Annotated in this window: 13 protein-coding genes; 3 read left to right on the top strand and 10 right to left on the bottom strand. The window is 77.0% G+C overall.

From position 1 onward, the window contains the following. Positions 1–101 precede the first annotated feature (101 nt). The 9 genes from ACI8AB_RS06080 to ACI8AB_RS06040 form a co-directional block, all read right to left on the bottom strand. Positions 102–749, bottom strand: coding sequence for a response regulator (locus ACI8AB_RS06080; RefSeq protein WP_387993676.1), 648 nt, complete (start codon positions 747–749; stop codon positions 102–104). After that, a complete protein-coding gene (locus ACI8AB_RS06075; protein ID WP_456949357.1) occupies positions 746–1,930 on the bottom strand; it encodes a sensor histidine kinase in 1,185 nt (394 codons plus the stop codon). Before ACI8AB_RS06075 ends, ACI8AB_RS06080 begins: the two co-directional genes overlap by 4 nt. A gap of 38 nt (positions 1,931–1,968) precedes the next feature. Continuing rightward, positions 1,969–2,838 carry a hypothetical protein gene (locus ACI8AB_RS06070; protein ID WP_456949356.1) on the bottom strand — a complete coding sequence of 290 codons (870 nt, stop codon included), beginning with the start codon at positions 2,836–2,838 and terminating at the stop codon, positions 1,969–1,971. Next, entirely contained in the window at positions 2,835–3,758 is a 924-nt protein-coding gene (locus ACI8AB_RS06065) for an ATP-binding cassette domain-containing protein (RefSeq protein ID WP_456949355.1), read from the bottom strand. Before ACI8AB_RS06065 ends, ACI8AB_RS06070 begins: the two co-directional genes overlap by 4 nt. A 96-nt stretch (positions 3,759–3,854) precedes the next feature. Beyond that, positions 3,855–4,049: a DUF3046 domain-containing protein gene (locus ACI8AB_RS06060; RefSeq protein WP_387993686.1), complete on the bottom strand. Its 195-nt coding sequence runs from the start codon at positions 4,047–4,049 to the stop codon at positions 3,855–3,857. A gap of 10 nt (positions 4,050–4,059) precedes the next feature. Continuing rightward, complete coding sequence (locus tag ACI8AB_RS06055) at positions 4,060–4,701, bottom strand: hypothetical protein (RefSeq protein WP_456949354.1); 642 nt, start codon at positions 4,699–4,701, stop codon at positions 4,060–4,062. Next, a complete protein-coding gene (locus ACI8AB_RS06050) occupies positions 4,698–5,159 on the bottom strand; it encodes a MarR family winged helix-turn-helix transcriptional regulator (RefSeq protein ID WP_456949353.1) in 462 nt (153 codons plus the stop codon). Before ACI8AB_RS06050 ends, ACI8AB_RS06055 begins: the two co-directional genes overlap by 4 nt. A gap of 186 nt (positions 5,160–5,345) precedes the next feature. Further along, positions 5,346–6,596 (bottom strand): MFS transporter, encoded by a 1,251-nt coding sequence (locus ACI8AB_RS06045; protein ID WP_456949352.1) that lies wholly within the window; start codon positions 6,594–6,596, stop codon positions 5,346–5,348. Continuing rightward, positions 6,593–7,738 (bottom strand): acyl-CoA dehydrogenase family protein, encoded by a 1,146-nt coding sequence (locus ACI8AB_RS06040; protein ID WP_456949351.1) that lies wholly within the window; start codon positions 7,736–7,738, stop codon positions 6,593–6,595. The genes ACI8AB_RS06045 and ACI8AB_RS06040 overlap by 4 nt, the downstream gene beginning before the upstream one ends. Before the next feature lie 103 nt (positions 7,739–7,841). Between ACI8AB_RS06040 and ACI8AB_RS06035 the strand changes: the two genes are divergently transcribed. Beyond that, entirely contained in the window at positions 7,842–12,458 is a 4,617-nt protein-coding gene (locus tag ACI8AB_RS06035; protein ID WP_456949350.1) for an ATP-dependent helicase, read from the top strand. A gap of 69 nt (positions 12,459–12,527) precedes the next feature. After that, on the top strand, positions 12,528–13,382 hold the full coding sequence (locus ACI8AB_RS06030) for a cold shock domain-containing protein (RefSeq protein WP_456949349.1): 855 nt from the start codon (positions 12,528–12,530) through the stop codon (positions 13,380–13,382). A 73-nt stretch (positions 13,383–13,455) separates the two neighbouring features. On the opposite strand, the gene ACI8AB_RS06025 is transcribed toward ACI8AB_RS06030, so the two are convergent. Beyond that, the gene (locus tag ACI8AB_RS06025; RefSeq protein ID WP_456949348.1) at positions 13,456–13,971 is read right to left on the bottom strand and encodes an antibiotic biosynthesis monooxygenase; all 516 of its coding nucleotides are present in this window, start codon (positions 13,969–13,971) and stop codon (positions 13,456–13,458) included. Positions 13,972–14,197: 226 nt separating this feature from the next. Here ACI8AB_RS06025 and ACI8AB_RS06020 point away from each other — a divergent pair, with 226 nt between their 5' ends. After that, the gene (locus ACI8AB_RS06020; protein ID WP_456949347.1) at positions 14,198–15,052 is read left to right on the top strand and encodes a DNA-formamidopyrimidine glycosylase family protein; all 855 of its coding nucleotides are present in this window, start codon (positions 14,198–14,200) and stop codon (positions 15,050–15,052) included. The last annotated feature ends 36 nt before the right edge of the window (positions 15,053–15,088 follow it).

Genomic DNA, 15,088 nt, shown 5'->3' with positions numbered 1-15,088 from the left:
TCGACCTGTGGAGGGACGACCTCCCTGTGGACCCACCCGTCACTGTAGGGCGAACACGTGTTCGAGTCGAGCACCACGGACGGGCGCCGACCGGTGTCGGGTCAGACCAGCCCGCGGGTGTGTGCGAACACCGCCGCCTGGGTGCGGTCGCGCACCTCCAGCTTGCCCAGGATCCGGGCGACGTGGGTCTTCACGGTCAGCTCCGACAGCACCAGTGCCTCGGCGATCTCGGCGTTGGACTCCCCGCGGGCCACCGCGCGCAGGACCTCGAGCTCCCGCTCGGTGAGCAGCGCGACCCGCGGGTCGGGCGGCGTCCCGCCGGGCAGCCGGTGGGCGAGGGTCTCCAGCAGCCGGCGGGTCACCCGGGGGGAGACCACCGCGTCCCCGGCGGCGACGGCGCGGACGGCGCGCAGCAGCTCGGTCGGCTCGGCGTTCTTGAGCAGGAACGCGCTGGCGCCGGCCCGCAGCGCCGCGAACGCGTGCTCGTCGAGGTCGAAGGTGGTGAGCACGAGGACCCGGCTGGGCAGGTCCTCGGCCACGATGCGGCGGGTCGCCTCGACGCCGTCGACACCGGGCATCCGCACGTCCATGACGACGACGTCGGGGCGCAGCTCGCGGGCCAGGGCGACCGCCCCGGCGCCGTCGCCCGCCTGGCCGACGACGGTGAGGTCCTCCTGCGACTCCAGCACCATCGACAGGCCGACGCGGACCAGCGGCTCGTCGTCGACGAGGAGGACCCGTGTGGTCACGGGGCCGCCACCGGGGACCCGTCCCCTGCAGCGCGCACCGCCGACAGCGGGAGGACCGCCGCGACCCGCCAGCCGCCCCCGGGCAGCGGCCCGGCGGTGACCGACCCGTCCCACGCCGCCACGCGCTCGCGCATGCCCACCAGGCCGTGGCCGCCCCGGCCGGGGACTGCTGCGGCGGGCGCGCCGTCGTCGACGACCTCGACGGTCAGCTCGGCCGGGTGCCAGTCCAGGCGCACCGTGGCCGACCGGGCGCCGCGGGCGTGGCGCAGCACGTTGGTCAGCGCCTCCTGCACCAGCCGGTGGACCGCGAGCTGGGCCCCGGCGGTGAGCGGGACCGGGTCCCCGGTGACGGTGAGCGCCGTGGGCAGGCCGGCGGCGCGCACCTGCTCGACGACGGTGCCGACGTCGGCCAGCCCGGGGGCCGGCGTCAGCTCCGCCCGGTCCCCGTCGGTGCGCAGCACGCCCACGAGGCGGTGCATCTCGGCGAGCGCCGCCCGGCCGGTGGCGGCGATCTGCGCCACGGCCGCGCGGGCCTGGTCGGTGCCGGGCGCGAAAGCGGCGCCGTCGGCCAGCGCCGTCATGACCGACAGGTTGTGGGCCACGACGTCGTGCAGGTCGCGGGCGATCCGCGCGCGCTCCTCGACGACGGCGATGCGGGCCTGCGCGTCCCGCTCCCGCTCGGCGCGCTCGGCGCGGTCCTCCAGGGCCTGCAGGTAGGCCCGGCGCGTGCGCCGACTGCGGCCGACGACGGCGGCGGTCACGGTGACCGCCGAGAGCGGGACGACGGCGGCGCCGTCCGGGCGGCCGGCCAGCGCGGCGACCCCCACGGCCAGGGGGACCAGCAGGCAGGTCCCGACGGCGGCGGCGACGCGTACCGGCTCACACCGGTCGGCGACCCAGACCAGCAGCCACCACACGACGACGCCGGCCGGCAGCAGCGCGCGGGGCTCCGGACCGTGCGAGGCCCACCAGCCGAGCACCAGCGTCACGCCGGCGACGAGCGCGGCGAACGGCGCCCGGGCACGGGCCAACGCCAGCGCCCAGAGCAGGAGGGAGACGGCGACCTCGGCGGGGGTCGGCCCACCGAAGCGGACGAGCGGGCCGACGGAGAGGAGGGCGCCGCCGACGACCGGGCCCACCGTCCGCACCACCGACCCGCCCGCCCCCCGCACCGGCTCCACGGGCGCCATCGTGCCGCCCCCGCGGCCGGGACGGGAGCTCACGCGTCCCGTCGGCGCACCGTCACCACCGCCGCCGCGAACAGCACCCCGAGGTAACCGCAGAGGACCGCGAAGCCGGTCCACGGCGCGAGCTCGTCGGGTCCGGTGGCGAGCTGCGCGACGCTGGACCCGGCCTGTCCGGGCAGCCACCGGACGACGTCGGGGCCCCAGCTCGAGGGCAGCAGGCTGCCGAGCACCGGCAGCAGGAAGACGACGGCGAACAGCGTGCCGATCGCGCCGCCGGTGGAGCGCAGCAGCCAGCCCAGACCGGAACCCAGCAGCCCGATCGCCGTCACGTACAGCGCGGCGCCGAGGACGGTGCGCGCCACCCCGGCGTCGGTGAGGGACACCCCGGCGTCGCCCAGCACGGCCTGGCCGACGAGGAAGGCGGCCAGGGCGGCCAGGCACGTGGTCACCAGGGCCACGGCGGCGAGCACGGCGGCACGGGCCAGCAGCACCGGCCAGCGCTGCGGGACCGCGGCGAAGACGACCCGCACGGCGCCGCTGGTGTACTCGCCGGTGACCAGCAGGACGCCCAGCACCCCGACCACGAGCCCGGCGAGGTTGTGTCCGCCGAGACTCAGGGCGACCGGGTCGGCCAGGTCCAGGCCGGGCGGGCCGCCCCGCCCCGCGGGTCCACCGGACTCCGCCGTCGCGGTGAACAGCAGGCCGAACAGGACCAGGGCGAGCGCGGCTCCGCCGAGCAGCCACCAGGTGGTCCGCAGCGACCGGACGGCGACCCACTGCCCGGCGAGCAGGCCGCGCACGCCGCCCCCGGCCGGTCGGGGCGGAGCGGGGCCCACGAGGGGGCGGCGCGCGTCGAGGGTGCCGGTGCCCGCCGTGCCGGTGCCCGCCGTGCCGGTGCTCATGCCAGGGCCTCCTGCCGGGCGTCGGTGCGGTACTCCTGGTCCTCGCGGGTCAGGTCCATGAACGCCTCCTCGAGGGAGGCCGACACGGGGGTCAGCTCGTGCAGCGTGATGCCGGCGCGGCCGGCCCGGTCGCCGACCTCGGCGGCCGAGAGCCCCTGCACCTCGATCAACCCGTGCTCGGGCGAGGAGAGGACGACGCCGTCGCCGGCCAGCAGCGGCGCGAGCGCGGCGGGGCGCGGGCTGCGGACCCGTACCGACGAGCCGCCGGCCCGCTGCAGGACGTCGGCGGTCGGCTCGTCGGCCACAAGCCGACCCCGGCCGAGGACGACCAGGTGGTCGGCGGTCACCGCCATCTCGCTCATGAGGTGGGAGGAGACGAGCACGGTCCGCCCCTCGGCCGCCAGCTGCCGGGTGAGGGTGCGGATCCACAGCACCCCGTCGGGGTCCAGGCCGTTGACCGGCTCGTCGAGCACGACGGTGGCCGGGTCGCCGAGCAGCGCCGTCGCGACGCCGAGGCGCTGGCCCATGCCGAGCGAGAAGCCGCCGACCCGCCGGTCGGCGACCGACGCCAGGCCGGCGAGGTCGAGGACGGCGTCGACCCGCGACCGCGGCAGGCCGGCCGTGGCCGCGAGGAGGCGCAGGTGGTCGCGCGCGGTGCGCCCCGGGTGGGCGGAGCGGGCCTCGAGCAGGGCGCCGACGGCGCGCAGCGGGGCCGGGAGGTCGGCGTAGCGGCGGCCGTCGACCCGCACGGTGCCGGCGGTCGGCCGGTCGAGGCCGACGACGACGCGCATCGTCGTCGACTTCCCGGCGCCGTTGGGGCCGAGGAAGCCGGTCACCCGGCCGGGGCGGATGGTCACGGTGAGGTCGTCGACGGCCGTGCGATCGCCGTAGCGCTTGGTCAGTCCGCGGATCTCGATCACGCCGCCGACGCTAGGGACGGCGGCGGCCCCGGCGCGTCGGCCGACAGGAGGCACTCCGGCGCGGGCGGCTACTCCGCGCGGAGTACGCCGGCGGGCTCAGCGGTCCCGTGCGGGGACGTCGTACTCCTCGCAGATCGCCAGCCACACGCGGCGCACCGGCACCCCGGCCTCGATCGCCTCGACCGCCGAGCGGCCCCCGAGCACGGAGAACACGTGGTCGCGCGCGACGCTCTCCGCCCGCATCGACCCGAACTGGGTCTCCAGCCGGGACCAGAACTCCTGCAGGCGCACGTCCCCGACGCTAGCGCGCGTCCCCGCCGGCCGTGGCGGCCGCGTGGTCGGCGATCCCCGTCCGCAGCCGGCGGACCAGCGCCGCCGGGTCGTCGGCGGCCAGCCGCAGCTCGCTCACGGGGCGGCCGCCGGTGCGGGCGAGCGGCAGCACCAGCGACGTCCGCAGCTCGACGTCGACCTGCGTGGACGCGACGACGGCGACCGACACCGCGCGCCGCTCCCCCTCCTCCGCGACGACGACCGTGCGCGAGCCCTCGACGCTGCGCCGCCGCACGCGCGCGGCGGCGATTTCCTCCCACGGCACCCGGACGTCGACGGTCCAGCCGCTGCGCACCCGCAGCCCCGCGGCGTCGACGGTGTGCGGGTGCACGCGCTGCCCGGCGAGCATCCCGACCATCCACAGCAGCCCGTAGACGCCGAGGACCGCCACCGCGACGCGCAGCGACGGCCACGGCAGCAGCCAGTCCACCAGCGGGATCTCGACCGCCGACAGCACGATGAACGTCCACATCACGGGCGCGGCCGCCGAGGCGTACGGGAAGGCGTCGGCGCCGGCCGGCACGTCGGGACGGCGGCGCACCCACCGCCACAGGCTGCGCCAGGTGCCGAGCTCGAAGGCCACCGCGCGGCGCACCAGCTCGCGGGCGGTCACGGGGTCTCCCCCGCGGCCGCGCCGCCCGGGACCAGGGCGCGCAGCCGGTCGAGGACCTCGTCGAGGGCGGACACCAGCCCGTCGAGGCGGTCCGGCGTCAGTCCGCCGAACAGCTGCTCCGCGAGCTGCGCCTGTCCCGCCGCCATCTCCTCCAGCAGCCGCCCGGCGCGGGCGGTGGGGGTCACCAGGGTGGCCCGCCGGTCGGTGGGGTGCGGCTCGCGGGTGACCAACCCGGCCCCGGCCAGCCCGTCGACCAGCCCCGTGACGTTGCGGGCGCTGACCCCGAGCGCGTCGGCCAGCGCGCGCTGGGTGCTCGGGCCGGCCGAGCGCAGCCGCCACAACAGCGTCGTGCGGGCGACGGTCAGCCCCTCGGCCGCCAGCGACGTCGCCATGTCCCGCCCGAGCAGGACGGTGACCTCCAGGACCCGGTCGAGTGCCGCGACCCGCGCCTCCGTCATCGTGAACCCCCTACACCGTGAACCACCTTCACGGTATACGACGGCCTAGGCTGGAGGCGTGTTCCCCAGCACGGGCTCGGCGACGTGGGACGTCGTCCTCGAGATCGGCATCGCGGTCTGCCTGCTGATCACGCTGGTGATGCTGTGGCGCAACATGCGCGGCCGCTGAGCAGCCGGGCGCTCAGCTCAGCGCCGCAGCCAGACCAGCGCCAGCGGGACCACCAGCGCCGCGGACACCCCGGCGACCAGGCCGAAGCCGCCCAGCGCCAGCAGCGGGCCGCCGACGGCCCCGGCGACCGCCGCGCCCAGGCCCATGAGCAGGTCCGCGCCGCCCTGCGCGGTGGGCCGCACCTCCGCCGGCACCGCCTCGGTGACCAGCGTGGAGCCCGCGATCAGCCCGCACGACCAGCCCAGCCCGAGCAGCAGCAGGCCGACGCCCAGCCGGCCGGCGGCCTCCGGCGGCGCCGTCCCGGCCACGCCCGCGGCGGCGAGGAGCAGCGCGCCGCCCAGCGCCACCGTCGCCCGCCGGCCCACCCGGTCGGCGAGCCAGCCGACGAGCGGGCTGAACAGGTACATGCCGGCCACGTGCACGCTGATGACCACGCCCACCAGCCGCAGCGTCGTCGCGTCGTCGTGCCCGCCGGCGTGACCCATGTGCACCGGCGTCATGACCATGACGCCGACCATCACCGCGTGGGAGACCACGACGGCGACCAGGCCGAGCCGGCCGCCGGGGTCGGCCCACACCGCGGCCAGCGCGCCCCGGGTGGCCCGCCGCGGGCGGCCGGGCGCCGGTCCGCCGTCGTCGGCGAGCCGGCGGGCCAGCAGCAGCGGGTCCGGGCGCAGGGCGAGCCACAGGCCGGCGGTGACGACGGCGAACACCGCGGCGGACACGGCGAAGCCGCCTCCGAGCGCGGGCAGGCCGAGCGCGCGCCCGAGGTCGGCGCCGGGCGCGGCGAGGTTGGGGCCGAGGACCGAGCCGACCGTGGTCGCCCAGACGACCAGCGACAGCGCGCGGCCGCGCCGCTCGGGGACGGCGAGGTCGGCCGCGGCGTAGCGCGCCTGCAGGCTGCACGCGGTCGCCGCGCCGAAGGCGAACAGCCCGGCGAGCAGCAGCGGCAGCGAGGACAGCGCCGCAGCGACGACGGTGACCACCGCGCCGCCGACGGCGACGGCGTACCCGGCGGCCAGCCCCGCCCGCCGCCCGGCCCGGTCGGACACCCGGGCGAGCGGGACGGCGAGCACCGCGGCGCCGAACACGCCCATCGTCTGCCCGAGCCCCGCGGCGGCGTCGCTGCCCGACACCTCCCGCGCGAGCAGCCCGCCGACGGTGATCCCGACGGTGACGCCGAGGCCGCCGAGCGCGACCGCGCCGGAGAGGACGGCGACGCTGCGCCGCTGCACCCGGCCGACGTCGACGGCCTCCCGCGTCGTCACAGCCCCAGCGACCGGCCGATGATCTCACGCATGATCTCGTTGGTGCCGCCGTAGATCGACTGCACCCGGGCGTCGCGCCAGGCCTTGGACACCGGGTACTCGTCCATGTAGCCGTAGCCGCCGTGCAGCTGCAGGCAGCGGTCGGCGACCTTGTTCTGCAGCTCGCTGGTCCAGTACTTGGCCATCGCCGCGTCGACGGCGGTCAGCTCGCCGGTGCCCAGCTGCCGCACGCACTCGTCGACGAACGTCCGCGCGACCGTCATCTCGGTGTGCAGCTCGGCGAGGACGAACCGGCTGTTCTGGAAGCTGCCGACCGGCCGGCCGAAGGCGGTCCGGCCGGTCACGTACTCGAGGGTCCGGGCGAGCACCGTCTCGCAGGCGGCCACCGCACCCACGGCGATCGACAGCCGCTCCTGCGGCAGGTTCTCCATGAGGTGGGCGAAGCCGCGGTTCTCCGTGCCGAGCAGGTTCTCCGCCGGCACCCGCACCTCGTCGAAGAACAGCTCGGCGGTGTCCTGCGCCTTGAGGCCGACCTTGTCGAGGTTGCGGCCGCGGGTGAACCCGGGCATGTCCCGCTCGACGACGAGCAGGCTGGTGCCCTTGGCGCCGGGGGCGTCGGGATCGGTGCGCGCCACCACGATGACCAGGTCGGCGTTGATGCCGTTGGTGATGAAGGTCTTGGCGCCGCTGAGCACCCAGGAGTCGCCGTCGCGGCGGGCCGTGGTGCGGATCGACTGCAGGTCGCTGCCGGTGCCCGGCTCGGTCATCGCGATCGCGGTGATCAGCTCACCGCGGCAGAAGCCGGGCAGCCAGCGCTGCGCCTGCTCCTCGGTGCACAGGTCGCGCAGGTAGGGCGAGACGACGTCGTTGTGCAGGCCGAAGCCCAGGCCGCTGGCGCCGACCCGGGTGACCTCCTCGTCGAGGACGGCGTTGTAGCGGAAGTCCCGGACCCCGCCGCCGCCGAACCGCTCCTCGATGTCCATCCCGAGCAGGCCCTGCTCACCGCCGGCGAGCCACACGTCGCGCGGGACGATCCCCTCGCGCTCCCACCGGTCGTGGAACGGCGCGACGTTCTTCTCCAGGAACGTGCGGACCGTCTGCCGGAAGTCCTCGTGCTCGGCCTCGTGGAGCGAGTGGCGCATGGCGGGCAGTGTGCCGCACGCCACCCCGGCCCGGGCGCACGCCGTCCGCTCCGGGCGTCGGCGCAGGCCAGCGGACTGTCGTACCCGCGGGGACACTGGACACGTGCCCGCTCTCGACCGGTTCTCCGCGCCCACCCGGGCCTGGTTCACCGGCGCCTTCGCCGAGCCCACGGCGGCCCAGGACGGCGCCTGGGACGCCATCAGCAGCGGCGAGCACGCGCTCGTCGTCGCCCCCACCGGGTCCGGGAAGACGCTGGCGGCCTTCCTCTGGTCGCTGGACCGGCTGACCAGCACGCCGCCGGCCGACGAGAGCCGCCGCTGCCGCGTCCTCTACGTCTCGCCGCTCAAGGCGCTGGCCGTCGACGTCGAGCGCAACCTGCGCGCCCCGCTGGCCGGCATCGGGCAGGCGGCCATGCGGTTGGGCCTGCCGCGCCCGGAGATCACCGTCGGCATCCGCTCCGGCGACACCCCGGCCGACGAGCGGCGGGCCTTCACCCGGCGGCCCACCGACATCCTCATCACCACGCCCGAGTCGCTGTTCCTCATGCTCACCAGCTCGGCGCGGGAGGCGCTGCGCGGGGTGGAGACGGTGATCGTCGACGAGGTGCACGCCGTCGCCGACAGCAAGCGCGGGGCGCACATGGCCGTCTCGCTCGACCGGCTCGACGAGCTGCTGGACCGCCCCGCGCAGCGGATCGGCCTGTCGGCCACGGTGCGCCCCATCGAGGAGGTCGCCACCTTCCTCGCCGGCGGCCGGCCGGTGCGGGTGGTGCAGCCGCCGGCGGGCAAGGAGTGGGACCTGTCGGTGGTCGTCCCGGTCGAGGACATGAGCCAGCTGGGGCAGCCCACCGGCGAGCTGGAGGGGTCGGCGGCCGGGGACCAGCCGCGGACGTCGATCTGGCCGGCGGTCGAGGAGCGGGTGCTCGACCTGGTCGAGGCGCACCGCAGCACGATCGTGTTCGCCAACTCCCGGCGGCTGGCCGAGCGGTTGACCAGCCGGCTCAACGAGATGGCCTACGAGCGGGCCACCGGTGAGGCCGTCCCGCCCGGCACCAACGCCGCGGCGCTCATGGCGCAGGCCGGCTCCGGCGGCGGCGTGCCCGAGGGCGTGCAGCCGGTCGCCGCGGCCCACCACGGCTCGGTGTCGCGGGAGCAGCGGGCGATCGTCGAGGAGGCGCTGAAGTCCGGGCGGCTGCCGGCGGTGGTCGCGACGTCGTCGCTCGAGCTCGGCATCGACATGGGCTCGGTCGACCTCGTCGTCCAGGTGGAGGCGCCGCCCACCGTGGCCGCGGGCCTGCAGCGGGTCGGCCGCGCCGGGCACCAGGTCGGCGCGGTCAGCCGCGGCGTGCTGTTCCCCAAGTTCCGCGGCGACCTGGTGCAGTGCGCGCTGGTCGCCGAGCGGATGAAGGCCGGCGCGATCGAGTCGATCCGCTACCTGCGCAACCCGCTCGACGTGCTGGCCCAGCAGATCGTGGCGATCGTGTCCGAGGGCCCGCGCACGGTCGAGGAGGTCGGTGCGCTGCTGCGCCGGTCGGCGCCGTTCTCCGGCCTGCCCGACTCCGCGCTGCACGCCGTCCTCGACATGCTGGCCGGCCGCTACCCCTCCGACGCGTTCGCCGAGCTGCGGCCGCGGCTGACGTGGGACCGGGTCACCGACACCCTGACCGCCCGCAGCGGCGCCCAGCGGCTGGCGGTCACCAGCGGCGGCACCATCCCCGACCGCGGGCTGTTCGGCGTCTTCCTCGTCGGCGGTGAGGGGTCCGGCGGGCGCCGGGTCGGCGAGCTCGACGAGGAGATGGTCTACGAGTCGCGGGTCGGCGACGTGTTCCTGCTCGGCTCGTCGTCGTGGCGGATCGAGGAGATCACCCACGACCGGGTGCTCGTCTCCCCCGCGCCCGGCCAGCCCGGGAAGATGCCGTTCTGGCACGGCGACGCCCCCGGCCGGCCGCTGGAGCTGGGCCGGGCGCTCGGCGCGTTCCTCCGCGAGGTCGGGTCGGCGACGCCGGACAGGGGCCGGGAGCGGGCGCAGGCCGCGGGCCTGGACGACTGGGGCGCGGCCAACCTGCTCGCCTACCTCGCCGAGCAGAAGGCGGCCACCGGCCACCTCCCCGACGACCGCACACTGCTGGTCGAGCGGTTCCGCGACGAGCTCGGCGACTGGCGGCTGGTCGTCCACTCCCCCTTCGGCGCGCAGGTCAACGCCCCGTGGGCGCTGGTGCTCGCCGCCCGGCTGCGCGAGCGCTACGGCGTCGACGTCGCCTCCATGCACTCCGACGACGGCATCGTGCTGCGGCTGCCCGACACCACCGGCGAGCCGCCCGAGGCCGACCTCGCCGTCCTCGACCCCGACGACGTCGAGCGCGAGGTGACCGCCGAGGTCGGCAGCTCCGCGCTGTTCGCCAGCCGCTTCCGCGAGTGCGCCGCCCGCGCGCTGCTGCTGCCCCGCCGCGACCCGCGCCGCCGCACGCCGCTGTGGCAGCAGCGCCAGCGCGCCGCCCAGCTGCTCAGCGTGGCCGGCGACTTCTCGTCCTTCCCCATCACGCTCGAGGCCGCCCGCGAGGTGCTGCAGGACGTCTACGACGTGCCAGGACTGGTCGAGCTGATGCGCGACGTCCGCTCCCGGCGGGTGCGGGTGGTCGACGTGCAGACGCAGGCCGCGAGCCCGTTCGCGCAGTCGCTGCTGTTCGGCTACGTCGGGCAGTTCCTCTACGAGGGCGACGCCCCGCTGGCCGAGCGCCGCGCGCAGGCGCTGGCGCTGGACACCGGCCTGCTCGCCGAGCTGCTCGGCCGCTCCGAGCTGCGCGAGCTGCTCGACGCCGAGGCGCTGGCCGAGGTGGAGCGCGAGCTGCAGCGGCTGCCCGCCGAGCGGCACCCCCGCGACGTCGACGGCGCCTCCGACCTGCTCCGCGGCCTGGGCGACCTCACCCCCGCCGAGGCGGCGCTGCGCGGCGTCCCCGCGGCGTGGCTGGAGGAGCTGGTGGCCTCGCGGCGGGCGATCGTCGTGCGGATCGCCGGCGAGGAGCGGCACGTCGCCATCGAGGACGCCGGCCGGCTGCGCGACGCGCTGGGCACCGCGCTGCCCGTGGGCGTGCCCGAGGCGTTCACCGAGCCGGTCGCCGACCCGCTGGGCGACATCGTCGGCCGCTACGCCCGCACCCACGGCCCGTTCCAGCCGGCCGAGGTCGCCGCGCGGCTCGGGCTGGGCGTCGCCGTCGTCACCGCCACCCTGCAGCGGCTGGTCGGCACCGGCCGGCTGGTCACCGGGGAGTTCCGGCCCGGCGGCACCGGCCAGGAGTGGTGCGACGCCGAGGTGCTGCGCTCGGTGCGCCGGCGCAGCCTGGCCAGGCTGCGCCAGGAGGTCGAGCCGGTGCCGATCGGCACGCTGGCCCGGTTCACGCCGGCCTGGCAGTCGGTGGGCAGCCGGATGCGCGGCGTCGACGGCGTCCTCGCGGTCGTCGAGCAGCTGGCCGGCGCGCTGGTGCCGGCGAGCGCGCTGGAGACGCTGGTGCTCCCGACCCGGGTGCGCGACTACTCCCCCGCGATGCTCGACGAGCTGACCAGCGCCGGCGAGGTGCTGTGGGCCGGCGCCGGCGGGCTGCCCGGCGGGGACGGCTGGATCAGCCTGGTGCCCGCCGACCTCGCCCCGCTGCTGCTGCCGGACACCGTCGAGCTGCCGGAGGAGGGCGGCGTCGGGTTCGCGGTCCTCGAGCAGCTGTCGGCCGGGCAGGCGGTGTTCTTCCGCGGCCTGTCCGACCTGGTCGGCTCCACCGACGACACCGCGCTCGCCGACGTCGTCTGGGACCTGGTGTGGGCCGGGCTCCTCACCAACGACACCCTCGCCCCGCTGCGCACGCGGCTGGCCGGCGGCGGCACGCACAAGCGGACGCCGGCGCCGCCGCGCGCCCGCGTGGACCGCACCCGCTACGGCCGCACCCGGCTGGGCCGCCCGGCGATGCCCAGCCGCACCGGCCCGCCCACGGTCGCCGGCCGCTGGTCGCGGCTGCCCGACCGGGAGGCCAACCCCACCCGGCGCACCACCGCCCGGGCCGAGGCGCTGCTCGAGCGGCACGGCGTGCTGACCCGCGGCGCGGTCGTGGCCGAGCAGGTGCCCGGCGGGTTCTCCGCGGTCTATCCGGTGCTGCGCGCGTTCGAGGAGAACAACCGGGCGCGGCGCGGTTACTTCGTCGAGACCCTCGGCGCCGCGCAGTTCGGCACGGTCGGCGCGGTCGACCGGCTGCGCGCGTTCGCCGTCCCCGACCGCACGCCCGAGGGCGCGGTGGTGCTCGCGGCCACCGACCCGGCCAACGTCTACGGCGCCGCCCTCCCCTGGCCCGACCGCACCGGCTCCGCCGACGGCGAGTCCACGGGGTCGTCGGCAGCGCAGGTCGCCGTCGACGTCGGCGAGGGCACCGGCGGCGGGAAGCGGGCCACCGGGCACCGCGCCGGGCGCAAGGCGGGGGCGCTGGTGGTCCTCGTCGACGGCGAGCTGGTGCTCTACGTCGAGCGCGGCGGCAAGACGCTGCTGTCGTGGACCGAGGACGAGCAGACGCTCAAGGAGGCGGCCACCGCGCTGTCGGGCGCCGTCGCCGCCGGGGCGCTGGGCCGGATGGTGGTGCAGAAGGCCGACGGCGCCTCGGTGCACCAGGACACCCCGCTGTCGTCGGCGCTGCAGGCGGCCGGGTTCGCGGCCACCCCGCGCGGGCTGCGTCTCCGCGGCTGACGGGAGCCGGCCCGCCCCGGACGCGTACCGTGGACCGTCGCAGTACGTGAGGGATCGAGGGATACAGACATGGCAGCCGGCACGGTCCGCTGGTTCGACGCGGACAAGGGCTTCGGGTTCATCGAGCCCCAGGACGGCGGGGACGACGTCTTCGTCCACTTCTCGTCCATCGAGGACACCGGTGGCTTCCGGACCCTCGACGAGGGCCAGCCCGTCGAGTACGACGCCACCGAGGGGCCGCGCGGCCCGCAGGCCGAGCGGGTGCGCCCGACCGGCGGCGCCCCGCGCGGCGGCCGCCGCGACGACCGCGGCGGCCGGGACGACCGGGGGCGGGACGACCGGGGACGGGACGACCGGGGACGGGACGACCGGGGACGGGACGACCGGGGGCGGGGCCGGGCTCCGCGCGGCATCGTCGTCCAGGGCACCGTGGCGCGCTTCGACGCCGACCGCGGCTTCGGGTTCATCGTCCCCGAGGACGTCTTCGTGCACGTCTCCGCGGTGACCCGCGGCGGCGACCTCGAGGAGGGCGACCGGGTCGAGTTCGAGCTGGTCGAGGGCAGCCGCGGCCTGCAGGCCGACTCCGTGCGGCTGCTGCCGTCGACCCCGCGCCGCGGCGGCTACGACCGCCCCGCACCCCGCGACCGCCGGGACGACCGCGGTGGCCGGGACCAGCGGCCGGCCCGCGCCCCGCGCGGCGGGGACGCCGGCGGCGACGCCGAGGGCACCGTGCAGTGGTTCAACGCCGAGAAGGGCTTCGGCTTCATCACCCCCGACGACGGCGGCGACGACGTCTTCGTGCACTACTCCGAGATCGAGGACGACGGCGGCTACCGCGAGCTCGAGGAGGGCCAGCGGGTCGCGTTCACCCGCACCTCCGGCGCCCGCGGCACCAGCGCCAGCGGCGTCCGCCCGCTCGGCTAGGTCGGCCGGTGCGGGCCGCCCGCTCCCCGCGGGCGGCCTCCACCAGCACCGACGCCCGGCTGCGCGACGGTCCTCAGCGGCAGCCGCGGAGCCAGGGGGCGAGCCAGCGCGACAGCCGCGGCATGACCACCTGGCCGAGCAGCACGACGACGACGGTCGCCGACAGCAGCAGCCGCGCCGGCAGCGGCCAGGCCGTGATGTGCGGGGCCACGAGCAGCTGGAAGCCGAGCGTGATGGCGAAGACCACGGCGATCGTCAGCACGGTGAGCCGCCAGCGCGGGCCCGGGCGCGGCGGGGTGAGCGCGGTGAAGAAGCTGTCCAGCCCGGCGACGCGGGCGTAGTCGGCGCCGTCGGCCAGGTGCTCGACGCGCTCGAGCGCCTGCTGCCGCTGCGCCGAGCGCTCCCAGCGGGCCAGCGACTCGCCGTCGGCGAAGCGGTAGACCAGGTGGTAGCGGGTGGAGCCCGGCCCGGGCCGCAGCAGGCTGGTGCCCAAGTTGCCCGGGAACGCCGCGGCCTGGCCGAGGACGTCGTCGGCCCAGCGCTCGAACGCCTCGCGCTGGGCGGGCCGCACGTCACGGGCGACGGTCACCGTCACCGGCTCGCCGGCGGTCGTCAGGTGTGAGGGCGTGGAGCTGGCCGGGGCGGGACGTCGCTGCACGCGTGCTGCAGCGCCCGCACCCGGCGCGCCGTTCCCGCCGCCGGGGTGACGTCCCTCGCTCCCCAGCAGTCGGAGGACCCCCTGCCCCCACCGCTCGCACGCTCGCGGCGGGCGCCTGCGGGGGGCCGAGGAGACGGTCACCAGGGACACTGGGGAGGTGCCCGAGGGAGACACCGTGTGGCTGGCGGCCAAGCGCATGAACACCGCGCTGGCCGGCGAGACGCTGCGCCGCGGGGAGCTGCGGGTGCCGCAGCTGGCCGCCACCGACCTCAAGGGCCGCACGGTCCGCGAGGTGGTCCCCCGCGGCAAGCACATGCTCACCCGGTTCACCGACGGCTGGACCCTGCGCACCCACTACCGCATGGACGGCAGCTGGCACATCTACCGCAAGGGCGCGCGCTGGCACGGCGGGCCGGCGTTCTCCATCCGCGCGATCCTCGCGACCGACCGGTGGGACTGCGTCGGCTACCGGCTGCACGACGTCACGATGGTCCGCACCACCGACGAGGAGCAGGTCGTCGGCCACCTCGGCCCCGACGTCCTCGGACCGGACTGGGACCTCGACGAGGCGCTGCGCCGGCTGCGGGCACACCTCGACGAGCAGATCGGCGTCGCGATCCTCGACCAGCGCAACCTGTGCGGGCCGGGGAACCTCTACAAGGTCGAGGGGCTGTTCGTCTGCGGCGTGCACCCGTGGATGCGGGTGGCCGACGTCGAGGACCTCCCCGGGCTCGTCGACCGGACCCGCACCCTGATGCTGGCCAACCGCGACCGCCCCGAGCAGAGCACCACCGGCGACCTGCGCCGCGGCCGCGACCACTGGGTGTACGGCCGCAAGGACAAGCCCTGCTACCGCTGCGGCACCCCGATCCTGCGCGGCGACCAGGGCCCGGACCTGCAGGAGCGGATCACGTACTGGTGCCCGACCTGCCAGGCCACCGACGCCCCCGTCGACCCGGCGGCCCGCACCGGCGAGCCCGGCCGCCCGCCGCCGCTGGCCAACGCCCACTAGGGACGCCGCGGGCCCGGCTCCTGGAGGAGCCGGGCC

This window comes from Geodermatophilus sp. SYSU D00698, from assembly GCF_054050335.1.
Note: the sequence above shows the minus strand (reverse complement) of the source record. Positions and strands in the feature narration are given on the sequence as shown.

What these genes read in the sequence shown, in the direction of transcription:
- ACI8AB_RS06070 (WP_456949356.1), bottom strand. Translation starts at nt 2,838, where the DNA reads ATGAGCACCGGCACGGCGGGCACCGGCACGGCGGGCACCGGCACCCTC.
- ACI8AB_RS06050 (WP_456949353.1), bottom strand. Translation starts at nt 5,159, where the DNA reads ATGACGGAGGCGCGGGTCGCGGCACTCGACCGGGTCCTGGAGGTCACC.
- ACI8AB_RS06040 (WP_456949351.1), bottom strand. Translation starts at nt 7,738, where the DNA reads ATGCGCCACTCGCTCCACGAGGCCGAGCACGAGGACTTCCGGCAGACG.
- ACI8AB_RS06030 (WP_456949349.1), top strand. Translation starts at nt 12,528, where the DNA reads ATGGCAGCCGGCACGGTCCGCTGGTTCGACGCGGACAAGGGCTTCGGG.